This window comes from Pseudomonas sp. UBA6315 (genome assembly GCF_002438125.1).
Lineage (GTDB): Bacteria > Pseudomonadota > Gammaproteobacteria > Pseudomonadales > Pseudomonadaceae > Aquipseudomonas > Aquipseudomonas faucium.
In genome coordinates, this window is record NZ_DJTF01000034.1 from 36,541 (window position 1) to 47,674 (window position 11,134).

Genomic DNA, 11,134 nt, shown 5'->3' on the forward strand with positions numbered 1-11,134 from the left:
ATTCGAAGGTCGACCAGGACGGCCCGAAGCTGTTCGATTCGCTGGTCAAAGATGGCGAGAAGGCCGAGAAGCAGGCGAAGAAAACCGCTGAAGACGTGGCCGAGAACGCCAAGTCCTCGACCACTTCCCGCGTGTCCGGCGTGAAAGACCGCGCCCTGGGCAAGTGGAGCGAGCTCGAAGAGGCCTTCGACAAGCGCCTCAACAGCGCCATCTCGCGCCTTGGCGTGCCAAGCCGCAACGAGATCAAGGCCCTGCACCAGCAGGTCGACAGCCTGACCAAGCAGATCGAGAAACTGACCGGCGCTTCGGTGACCCCGGTTTCCTCGCGCTCGCGCGCAGCTGCGGCCAAGCCTGCTGCCAGCAAGACCGCCGCCAAGCCACTGGCCAAGGCCCCGGCCAAGCCTGCGGCGAAAACCGCTGCGGCCAAGCCTGCTGCCAAACCAGCAGCCAAGACTGCCGCGGCCAAACCTGCGGTCAAAACGGCTGCCAAGCCTGCTGCGGCCAAACCCGCTGCGGCGAAGAAGCCTGCAGTGAAGAAGGCCCCGGCCAAACCGGCCGCCGCCAAGCCTGCAGCACCGGCCGCCAGCGCCACCCCGGCCGCCACCGCCGCGCCTGCGCCAAGCGCCGCCCCGGCCAGCAGCGCACCCTCGGCACCGGTGAACGCAGCTACCCAGGCCTGATACCGCGTCGTCCCCATCGCCGGCAAGCCGGCTCCCACGGTACCTGTGGGAGCCGGCTTGCCGGCGATGGCGGCAGGCCTACCCCTCCAGATACCGCCGGGCCAGTTGCTGCGCTGCCTCCCGCGGCTTCTCCTCAAGGTGCGGTGCCACCAGCATCATCACCTGATACACCACCACCCCCACATCGCCCTCACGCCCCAGCACCCGCTGGTAATCCAGCGAGAACAGCAGGGTCAGGCTGATCTGTTCCACCAGCTGCCCCAGCGCCTGGGTTTCGCTGACCACCTGCCCCTGGCCCTTGAGGCTGGCCAGCAACGCCGCCAGGGTGCGCTTGAGGCCATTGATCAGGCTGCGCATGCCACGGGCCAGCTTGGGCAGGCGCCCGGTCAGGTTCGACAGGTCCTGGAACAGGAAGCGGTAGCGGGCCATGTGCTCGACGATCAGGTGCAAGAACAGCCAGTAGTCCTCGGCGTCCAGGCGCACCTCCAGCGGCGGGTCGAGCAACGGCATCAGGCTTTCTTCGAAGCGCTCGAACAGGCCCAGCACCAGCGGCTCCTTGCCGTGGAAGTGGTAGTACAGATTGCCCGGGCTGATGCCCAGTTCGTTGGCAATCTCGAGGGTCGAGACATTCGGCTCGCCCTGCGCGTTGAACAGCTGCAGGGCGCATTCAAGGATACGGTCGCGGGTTTTCATCCAGGCAGGCTGCTCATCGGGTCAGGACATAGGTGCCTGGCGCAGGGCCCAGCGGTGGATAGGTGGCGTTGCCCAGCTCCAGGCGCGGCGCCTTGAGCGGGCCGGAGCGGGGGGTGATCCACTCCAGCCACAAGGGCCACCAGCTGCCGTCGCTGCGCTGCGCATCGTGGAACCAGGCGCGTGGGTCGCTCGACAGCCTGGGGTTGTCCAGGTAGTAGGCCTTGGGGTTGCCGGGTGGGTTGATGATGCTCTGGATATGGCCGCTGTTGGACAGCACGAAGCGCCGCTCGCCGCCCAGCAGCAAGGCCGAACGGTACACGGCGTCCCACGGGGTGATGTGGTCGTTGCTGCCGGCCACGGTGAAGCTGTCGAGGTCGACCTGCTTGAGGTCGATGGGCGTGCCGCACACCTCGAGCCCAGTGGCGTGGGCCAGCGGGTTGAGCTTGAAGAAGTCCAGCAATTCGCCGTGCAGGGCCGCGGGCAGGCGGGTGCTGTCGGCGTTCCAGTAGAGGATGTCGAAGGCCGGTGGCGTCTTGCCCAGCAGGTAGTTGTTGACCCAGTAGTTCCAGATCAGGTCGTTGGGCCGCATCCAGGCGAAGATCCGCGCCACCTCGCCGCCGTCCAGCACCCCGCGCTGGTAGGAGCGGCGCTTGGCGGCCTCGATGGTCTGCTCGTCGGCGAACAGGCTGGCCGGGCTTTCGAACTGGCTGTCCAGCAGGCTCACCAGGTAGGTGGCGCTGCGCACCTTGCGCAGCTGGTGCTTGGCCTGCAGGTGGCCTTGCAGCGCGGCCATGGTCAAGCCGCCGGCGCAGGCGCCCATCAGGTTGGGGTCGCGGCTGCCGCTGATGCTGCGGCAGGCGTTGAGCGCCTCTTCCAGCGCCTGCACATAGCTCGACAGGCCCCATTCGCGGTGCCGTGGGTCGGGGTTGCGCCAGCTCACCATGAACACCTGCAGGCCATGCTTGAGCATGTACTGCACATAGCTGTTGTTGGGCTGCAGGTCGAAGATGTAGTACTTGTTGATCTGCGGCGGCACCACCAGCACTGGCCGGGCGTGCTGCTTCTCGCTCATCGGCTTGTACTGGATCAGCTCCAGCATCTCGTTGCGAAACACCACCGCGCCGGGCGTGGCGGCCAGGTTGCCGCCCACTTCGAAGGCGCGCTCGTCGACCTGGCGCGGCAGGCCGTCGTTGTGGCGCAGGTCATCGAGCAGGTGGGCCACGCCACGCACCAGGCTCTGCCCGCCGGTGTTGAACAGCTCCTTGACCGCCAGCGGGTTGAGCAGCGAGTTGCTGGGCGCCAGGGCGTCGTTGATCAGGTTGAACAGAAAGTGCGCGCGGGCGCGGTCATCGTCGTCGAGGTGGCTTTCCTCGATCCACAGGCGCGTCTGCTTCTGCCAGGCCAGGTACGCCTGCAGGCTGCGCCGGTAGAACGGGTTCTGGCTCCAGGTCGGGTCGTTGAAGCGGCTGTCGCGCGGGTTTGGCTGGTAAGGGGTGTCGCCCAGCATCACGCGGCCCAGCTGGCCGCTCAGGGCCAGCAGGTGGCGGGCGGTGTGCAGCGGGTTGCGCAGGCTCTGGCGGCCGACGCTGCGCAGCGTGGAAATCAGGTCGCGCCCGCGCAGGCCGAGTATGGCGTTCTGCACGTTCATGCTGGTGGCGGGAGACGTTGTCGTTCCTCGAGCCGGTTTGTCTTTCATGGCAACACTCCCTCGTCTTACCGGATTCGCGGGCAGCGACTATCAACCGCCAGAGGCGGGGCGCGGATGCATGACCGCGCGCTGACGTTCTTCCTGGAGAAACTTCATGATGATCGGGGCGACGGCCTCGGCCCGGGTAATCAGGAACAGATGGCCGTCGTCGATAATGTGTAGCTGGGCATTGGGAATTCGCCAGGCCAGCAGGCGCATGTTGATCAGCGGGATCAGCGGGTCATCGTCACCGGCCAGCACCAGTGTCGGCTGCTGGATCTTGTGCAGCCAGTGGATGCTGGTCCAGCCAAGGCCGGCGAACAGCTGCCAGTAGTAGCCAAGCTTGCCGCCGGAGCGCACCTTGGCCGCGTGGTGCATGGCCAGCTCCGGGTCGCGGCGAAAGCCACCGCCGTAGATCAGCGGGGCGATGCGAATGACATGCGAGGGCTGCACGTAGCGCCTCGGGCTTGCCATCATCCACAGCACCTTGGGCTTGCCCGGCACCATCACCGCGCCGGCCGCCGTGGCCGCCAGCACCAGTTTCTTGCAGCGCTCGGGGTAGTCGTGGGCGAACTGCTGGGCCAGCGCGCCGCCCCAGGAAACGCCAATGACATTGACCTGGCCGTAGTCCAGGTAATCGAGCATGCGCGCGCTGAGCTTGGCCAACCCCGGGAAGCGATAAGGGTGGCGCGGGGTGGAAGAGCCGCCCACCCCCGGTACGTCGAACGCGATCACTTCCAGGTCCGGGTCGAGCGCTTCGATGAACGGGAACACCAGTTCCAGGTTGGCGCCGATGCCATTGAAGATCAGCAGCGGCGTCAGGTGTGGCTTGCCCGGCCGCACTGCGGTGCGGATGGATTGGTCGTCCAGTTCGACGGTCCTGAATATGTAGGGTTGCGACATGCGCGTGGCTCTATGGTGGCAAAAAAAAGCGCCGTGGCACGCCATTGGCGGCCACGGCGTTGCAGCTCATCGTTCGTGAACGTAGGTACCCGGTGCGGCTTCGCCTGCGGCGTAGGCGCGGTTGCCCAGGCGGGTGGGCGCCTTTTTCAGGTCGCCGGCGCGCTCGCCCAGCCAGTTCTGCCAGTGCAGCCACCAGGAATCGGCATGCTTGTCGGCGTTCTCCTGCCAGGCAACCGGGTCACCCGGGCGGTCGGCGCCGGTCATGAAGCGCGCCTTGGGGTTGCCGGGCGGGTTGAGGATGCTCTGGATGTGGCCGCTGTTGGACAGCACGAACTCGATCTTGCCGCCGAACAGGTGCGCCGAGCGGTAGCACGACTGCCAGGGGGTGATGTGGTCGGTGGTGCCGGCCACGCTGAAGATGTCGCACGTGACGTTCTTCAGGTCGATGGCAGTGCCGCACACTTCCAGGGCATTGCTGCGGGTCAGCGGGTTGTTCTTGAACAGCTCGATCAGGTCGCCGTGGAAGGCGGCCGGCAGGCGCGTGGTGTCGTTGTTCCAGAACAGGATGTCGAACACCGGCGGCTCGTTGCCGAGCAGGTAGTTGTTGACCCAGTAGTTCCAGATCAGGTCGTTGGGGCGCATCCAGGCGAACACCCTGGCCATGTCGCTGCCTTCGAGCACGCCGGCCTGGTAGGAGTGGCGCTTGGCCGATTCCAGGGTCTGCTCGTCGACGAACAGCGCCACATCGGTGTCCATGGTGGTGTCGAGCACGCTGACCAGCAGGGTCAGGGCATTGACCTTGTTCTCGCCCAGGGCGGCGTAGTGGCCGACCAGCGCGGTGCAGGTGATGCCGCCGGAGCAGGCGCCGAGGATGTTCAGGTCCTTGCTGCCGGTAATCGCCAGCACCGCGTCGACCGCTTCCTTGAGCGCATCGATGTAGGTCGACAGGCCCCATTCGCGCTGGGCCTTGGTCGGGATGCGCCAGCTGATGATGAAGGTCTGCTGCTGCGAGCGCAGGCAGAAGCGCGCCAGGCTTTTTTCCGGGCTCAGGTCGAACACGTAGAACTTGTTGATCTGCGGTGGCACCACCAGCAGCGGGCGGGCATGCACCTGCTCGGTGATGGGGCTGTACTGGATCAGCTCCAGCACGTCGTTGCGGTAGACCACGGCGCCTTCGGAGTTGCCGAGGTTCTTGCCCACTTCGAAGGCGTCCATGTTGACCTGGCTGGGCATGCCGCCATTGTTGACCACATCCTTGGCCAGGTTGGACAGGCCATCGAGCAGGCTCTTGCCGCCGGTCTCGAAGAAGCGCTTGACCGCGGCCGGATTGGACAGGGTGTTGGTGGGCGCCATGGCCTCGGTCAGCAGGTTGATGACGAACTGGCCGCGGGCGATGTCCTGGGCCGACAGGTCACTGTCGCCGATCCAGTCCTGAAGCTCCTGGCGCCAGGCCAGGTAGGTCTGCAGGTAGCGTCGATAAAGCGGGTTCTTGCTCCAGGCCGGGTCGTTGAAGCGACGGTCGTCGCTCTGCGGGGCCAGGGTGGATTTGCCCAGCAGCACATTCTTCAGCTCAAGGCCGAAGTGGGCCACGTGCTTGGCACTGTGCAGCGGCTGGCGCATGGCCTGGCGCAACACAGTACGCGCTGAGCTCAGCAGGTCCTTGCGGCGGATGCCGATGACCGGGTTCAGCCCCAGGGTGTTGTCCGAGGCTTGCCGCTGCAACTCATCGTTGTTCTTGTTACTCATCTACGACGCTCCGTTGTCCTGAGACGAGTACCGGTTTGCTGTGGCACATGCACAGTCTGCTGCCCGGTACTGCTACTCGGGTGACCAGTGATAAGGAACAGCGGTGCTGCGGGCCGGATGCTTTCGGCGATGAGCTGCGGGGGAATCTGCGTGTGAAGACAGCCTGCTTTCGCTCGCGACCTCTACAAACCGGCCTGGCCCTGCTTGCCTCATTGGCGATGCAGGGAACTTGCCAGCCCCATTGGTTACCCGACTTTCATGTAATGCGCAAGACAGCCCGATTGCGGGCTGTCTGTAGGGCATTCAAGCAGATGAGATTAGAAAATGCGCTCTAAACCCTGGAAGGCTTGCGCTAGAGCATGAGTTTGACCACCGACTCGGCCGGGTCGCGGGATTTGCCGGCCTTGTGCAGTTCGTCGAGGTACTCGGCCCAGAGCTGTTCCTGGCGCAGGCAGAGCTGTTCCAGGTACTCCCAGGTGAACAGGCCGCTGTCATGGCCGTCGTCGAAGGTCAGTTTCAGTGCGTATTGGCCGGCAGGTTCCAGGCCGACCAGGCCGACGTTGATCTTGCCGAACTGCAGGATGGGGTTGCCGTGGCCCTGGACCTCGGCGGACGGGGAGTGCACGCGCAGGAACTCGGCGGGCAATTGGTAGACCTCGCCGGGGGCGTAGGTGAGGCTGAGGGTCTTGGAGGCTTTGTGCAGGTTGATGGCGGTGGGCAGGCGGGCCATGGGCAGAATCTCTGGGGAGCTGATGGTGCAAGCTTCGAGGTTCTGATGTTCGGATTCAAGGGCCTCTTCGCGGGGCAAGCCCGCTCCCACATGACCTTCACAAGACTTGAGCATTGTGCAGGACCTGTGGGAGCGGGCTTGCCCCGCGAAGAAGGCGACGCCGGCCTTACAGGATGTAACGCGACAGGTCTTCGTTCTGCGCCAGCTCGCCCAGGTGGCCGTTCACGTAGGCCGCGTCGATCTGGATCGGCGTTTCGTCATGGGCACTGGCCAGGTCGCCAGCACTGAACGACACCTCTTCGAGCAAGCGCTCCAGCAGCGTGTGCAGGCGGCGGGCGCCGATGTTCTCGGTCTTCTCGTTGACCTGGTAGGCGATCTCGGCCAGGCGCTTGATGCCGTCGGCCTGGAACTCGATGTTCAGCCCTTCGGTCTTGAGCAGCTCGCGGTACTGCTCGGTCAGCGAGGCGTGCGGCTCCTGCAGGATGCGCTCGAAGTCTTCCGGGGTCAGTGCCTTGAGTTCCACGCGGATCGGCAGGCGGCCCTGCAGCTCGGGCACCAGGTCGCTCGGCTTGCTCAGGTGGAACGCGCCGGAGGCGATGAACAGGATGTGGTCGGTCTTGACCATGCCCAGCTTGGTGTTGACGGTGCAGCCTTCGATCAGCGGCAGCAGGTCGCGCTGCACGCCTTCGCGGGACACGTCGGCGCCGCCAACGTTGCCACGCTTGGCCACCTTGTCGATCTCGTCGATGAACACGATGCCGTGCTGTTCCACCGCTTCCAGGGCCTTGGCCTTGAGCTCTTCCTCATTGACCAGGCGGCTCGCTTCTTCGTCGCGAACCATCTTCAGCGCTTCCTTGACCTTGAGCTTGCGCGCCTTGCGCTTGCCCTTGCCCATGTTGGCGAACAGGTTCTGCAGCTGGTTGGTCATCTCTTCCATGCCAGGCGGCGCGGCAATCTCGACGCCCACGCTGTCGGCGACTTCGATCTCGATTTCCTTGTCGTCCAGCTGGCCTTCGCGCAGGCGCTTGCGGAACAGCTGGCGGGTGTTGGAATCGCTGCTGGTCTGCGCGGCTTCCTCGCTGAAGCTGGTCACCCGCGCCTGCGGCAGCAGGGCGTCGAGGATGCGGTCTTCGGCGGCGTCTTCGGCACGGTGGCGCACGCGGACGATTTCCTGCTCGCGCAGCATCTTCAGCGCGGCATCGGCCAGGTCACGGATGATCGATTCGACATCGCGGCCGACGTAGCCCACTTCGGTGAACTTGGTCGCTTCGACCTTGAGGAACGGCGCGTTGGCCAGCTTGGCCAGGCGGCGGGCGATTTCGGTCTTGCCGACGCCGGTAGGGCCGATCATCAGGATGTTCTTCGGCGTCACTTCGGCACGCAGCTCGGCAGGCAGCTGCATGCGCCGCCAGCGGTTGCGCAGGGCGATGGCGACGGCGCGCTTGGCGTCGTCCTGGCCGATGATGTGGCGGTTGAGTTCGTGGACGATCTCGCGGGGGGTCATGGACATGATGAAAATGGTCCTCGAGCGGGGCAATCAGTGTGGAAAAGTCCCGCAGCGAGCGGGACGCCAAAACAACTGATCACTCGGCCAGGTCCTGCTCCTCGATGGTCAGGTTGTGGTTGGTGAACACGCAGATGTCGCCGGCGATGTTCAGGGCAGTCTCGGCGATTTCACGCGCCGACAGGTCGGTCTTGTTCAGCAGGGCGCGGGCTGCGGCCTGGGCGTAGGCGCCGCCGGAACCCATGGCGATCAGGCCGTCTTCGGGTTCGACCACGTCACCGTTGCCGGTGATGATCAAGGATGCGTCCTTGTTGGCGACCGCCAGCATGGCCTCCAGGCGGCTCAGGGAGCGGTCGGTACGCCATTCCTTGGCCAGCTCGACGGCGGCGCGCACCAGGTGGCCGGAGTGTTTCTGCAGTTGCGCTTCGAAGCGCTCGAACAGGGTGAAGGCGTCGGCGGTGGCACCGGCAAAACCGGCGATCACTTCGCCGTTGTACAGGCGCCGGACCTTCTTGGCGTTGCCTTTCATGACGGTGTTGCCGAGGGATACCTGGCCGTCGCCACCCATGACGACTTTGCCGTGACGGCGGACAGAAACGATGGTGGTCAAGGGGAGAGTCTCCACGCAGCGGGGCGAAAATGCCTGTTGCAGACTCATATGGGGGTGGGGGGAAAGATTTCAACCGGGGGGGATGAATGGTTGCTACCTGGCAGTGCTGGCCTCATCGCCGGCAAGCCGGCTCCCACAGTGGCTGCAGCGCTGCAAATCCCTGTGGGAGCCGGCTTGCCGGCGATGAGGCCGCAAGGCTTACTCAGCCCTCGTGGCAGACATGCCCATCGACCAAGGTATAACGCACCGCACCCGGCAGGCAGTGGCCGATGAACGGGCAGTTGTCGCCGCGCGAGAACCACTGCTCGCCCGCCACGGTCGAGGCCTTGGCATCGAACAGCACCAGGTCGGCCGCGCCACCCACTTTCAGCTCGCCGGCCGGCAGGCGCAGGGCCGCAGCCGGGCCGCTGGTCAGGCGCGCCAGCAGGGTAGGCAGGTCGAGCAGGCCATCGTCGACCAGGGTCATGGCCAGCGGCAGCAGCAACTCGACGCTGCTGATGCCAGGCTCGGTGGCGCCGAAGGGGGCCAGCTTGGCATCGCGCTCGTGGGGCTGGTGGTGGCTGGAAATCGCCTGGATCACCCCCGACTTCACCGCCTCGCGCAGGCCGTCGCGGTCTGCAGCGCTGCGCAGCGGCGGTTGCACGTGGTAGAGGCTGGAGAACTCACGCAACGATTCGTCGGTGAGGATCAGCTGGTACAGCGCCACGTCGGCGGTTACCGGCAGGCCGAGCTGCTGGGCCTGGGCGATCAGCTGCGCGCCGCGGGCGCTGGTGATCTGGCTGAAGTGGGCGCGCACGCCGCTTTGTTCGACCAGCAGCAGGTTGCGCGCCAGGGCCACGGTCTCGGCGCTCTCAGGGATGCCCGGCAGGCCGAGGAAGCTGGCCATGGCGCCTTCGTGGGCCAGGCCACCCTGGGCCAGGTCGCGGTCCTGGGAGTGGAACACCACGGTCAGGTCGAAGGTGGCGGCGTATTCCAGGGCGCGGGCCAGGGTCCGGTTGTTGGGGATTTCCTTGAGGCCGTTGCCGAAGGCCACGCAACCGGTGTCGCGCAGGGCCACCAGCTCGGCCAGTTGCTCGCCTTCCAGGCCCTTGGTCAGGGCGCCGATCGGGTAGACCTTGCTGTTGGCAGCTTCGCGGGCGCGGTCGAGGATCAGTTCGGCCACTGCCGAGGTGTCCAGCACCGGCTTGGTCTGCGGCGGGCAGCACAGGCTGGTGACGCCACCGGCCACGGCGGCGCGGGTTTCGCTGGCGATGTTGCCCTTGCGGCTGTAGCCCGGCTCGCGCAGGGAGACGCCAAGGTCGACCAGGCCCGGCGCGGCGACCAGGCCATCGGCCTGGATCGTGCGGCTGGCGCTGAAGCCTGCCGGGGCGGCGCCGATGGCGGCGATGCGCCCGCCGTCGATGTGCAGGTCGGTGACCTGGTCCAGGCCGGTCTTGGGGTCGATGACCCGGGCGCCAAGAATGCTGAGGGTCACTGGGCGTTCTCCTGGTCGAATTGACGTTGCGCGTTCTGCCCGCTCATGGCCATGGACAGCACCGCCATGCGCACGGCGATGCCGTAGGTGACCTGGTTGAGGATCACCGAGTGTTTGCCGTCGGCCACCGCCGACTCGATTTCCACGCCGCGGTTGATCGGCCCCGGGTGCATGACGATGGCATCGGGCTTGGCCCCGGCCAGGCGTGCGGTGGTCAGGCCGAACAGGCGGTAGAACTCGCCTTCGCTGGGCAGCAGGCCGCCGGCCATGCGTTCACGCTGCAGGCGCAGCATGATCACCACGTCGACGTCCTTCAGGCCTTCGGCAAGGTCGGTGTAGACCTTCACGCCGTATTGCTCGATGCCGATCGGGATCAGGGTCTTGGGGCCGATCACGCGGATGTCCGGGCAGCCCAGGGCCTTGAGCGCGAGCATGTCGGAGCGGGCCACGCGCGAGTGCAGGATGTCGCCGACGATCGCCACCGAGAGGTTCTCGAAGCTGCCTTTGTGGCGGCGGATGGTGAGCATGTCGAGCATGCCCTGGGTCGGGTGCGCATGGCGGCCGTCACCGCCGTTGATCACCGCGACGTCCGGGCACACGTGCTCGGCGATGAAGTGCGCGGCGCCCGAGTCGGAGTGGCGCACGACGAACATGTCGGCGGCCATGGCTTCGAGGTTGCGCAGGGTGTCGAACAGGGTCTCGCCCTTGCTGGTCGAGGAGGTCGACACGTTCAGGCTGATCACGTCGGCCGACAGGCGCTGGGCGGCCAGTTCGAAGGTGGTGCGGGTACGGGTGGAGTTCTCGAAGAACACGTTGCACACGGTCTTGCCGCGCAGCAACGGGACTTTCTTCACGGCCCGGGCGCCGACTTCGAGGAACGAGTCGGCGGTGTCGAGGATCTCGGTGAGCAGTTCGCGGGGCAAACCGTCGAGCGAGAGGAAGTGGCGCAGCTGGCCCTGGTCATTGAGCTGCAGCGGGCGCTTGGCGTCGATTGGCGTCATCGCGAGGGGACTCTTAAAGGGCGGAAGCGGTGGCGAGGTCCTGGCGCTCGAGGGCGAGCGGTGCGGGTCCGGTCAATTTTACCCGTTCATGGGCGGCCAGCGACAG

10 protein-coding genes and 1 pseudogene are annotated in these 11,134 nt (G+C 65.9%); 1 reads left to right on the forward strand and 10 read right to left on the reverse strand.

All coding sequences use genetic code 11. The features are described from left to right. A partial coding sequence (locus B3E94_RS04380) for a phasin family protein (protein WP_286912463.1) occupies positions 1-680 on the forward strand: 680 nt, incomplete at its 5' end. A 78-nt stretch (positions 681-758) separates the two neighbouring features. Here the strand turns inward: B3E94_RS04380 and B3E94_RS04385 are convergent. From B3E94_RS04385 to B3E94_RS04430, 10 genes and pseudogenes are all read right to left on the reverse strand, one after another. After that, positions 759-1,373 carry a TetR/AcrR family transcriptional regulator gene (locus tag B3E94_RS04385; protein ID WP_286912464.1) on the reverse strand — a complete coding sequence of 205 codons (615 nt, stop codon included), beginning with the start codon at positions 1,371-1,373 and terminating at the stop codon, positions 759-761. A 13-nt stretch (positions 1,374-1,386) separates the two neighbouring features. After that, positions 1,387-3,069, reverse strand: a complete 1,683-nt coding sequence (gene phaC / locus B3E94_RS04390; protein WP_176514064.1) for a class II poly(R)-hydroxyalkanoic acid synthase — start codon at positions 3,067-3,069, stop codon at positions 1,387-1,389. A 42-nt stretch (positions 3,070-3,111) separates the two neighbouring features. Continuing rightward, positions 3,112-3,963, reverse strand: coding sequence for a poly(3-hydroxyalkanoate) depolymerase (phaZ, locus tag B3E94_RS04395; RefSeq protein ID WP_176514066.1), 852 nt, complete (start codon positions 3,961-3,963; stop codon positions 3,112-3,114). Positions 3,964-4,029: 66 nt separating this feature from the next. Beyond that, positions 4,030-5,709: a class II poly(R)-hydroxyalkanoic acid synthase gene (phaC, locus tag B3E94_RS04400; RefSeq protein WP_286912465.1), complete on the reverse strand. Its 1,680-nt coding sequence runs from the start codon at positions 5,707-5,709 to the stop codon at positions 4,030-4,032. A 352-nt stretch (positions 5,710-6,061) separates the two neighbouring features. Further along, positions 6,062-6,439: a gamma-butyrobetaine hydroxylase-like domain-containing protein gene (locus B3E94_RS04405; protein WP_012274559.1), complete on the reverse strand. Its 378-nt coding sequence runs from the start codon at positions 6,437-6,439 to the stop codon at positions 6,062-6,064. A 166-nt stretch (positions 6,440-6,605) separates the two neighbouring features. Beyond that, complete coding sequence (gene hslU, locus B3E94_RS04410) at positions 6,606-7,949, reverse strand: ATP-dependent protease ATPase subunit HslU (RefSeq protein ID WP_176514071.1); 1,344 nt, start codon at positions 7,947-7,949, stop codon at positions 6,606-6,608. Between the two features lie 73 nt (positions 7,950-8,022). Continuing rightward, positions 8,023-8,553 (reverse strand): ATP-dependent protease subunit HslV, encoded by a 531-nt coding sequence (gene hslV / locus B3E94_RS04415; RefSeq protein WP_012312406.1) that lies wholly within the window; start codon positions 8,551-8,553, stop codon positions 8,023-8,025. Between the two features lie 202 nt (positions 8,554-8,755). Beyond that, positions 8,756-10,027: a dihydroorotase gene (locus B3E94_RS04420; protein WP_286912468.1), complete on the reverse strand. Its 1,272-nt coding sequence runs from the start codon at positions 10,025-10,027 to the stop codon at positions 8,756-8,758. Beyond that, the gene (locus B3E94_RS04425; RefSeq protein WP_008099987.1) at positions 10,024-11,028 is read right to left on the reverse strand and encodes an aspartate carbamoyltransferase catalytic subunit; all 1,005 of its coding nucleotides are present in this window, start codon (positions 11,026-11,028) and stop codon (positions 10,024-10,026) included. The genes B3E94_RS04420 and B3E94_RS04425 overlap by 4 nt, the downstream gene beginning before the upstream one ends. Before the next feature lie 13 nt (positions 11,029-11,041). Then, positions 11,042-11,134 (reverse strand): annotated as a pseudogene (locus B3E94_RS04430) (bifunctional pyr operon transcriptional regulator/uracil phosphoribosyltransferase); the annotation flags it as partial.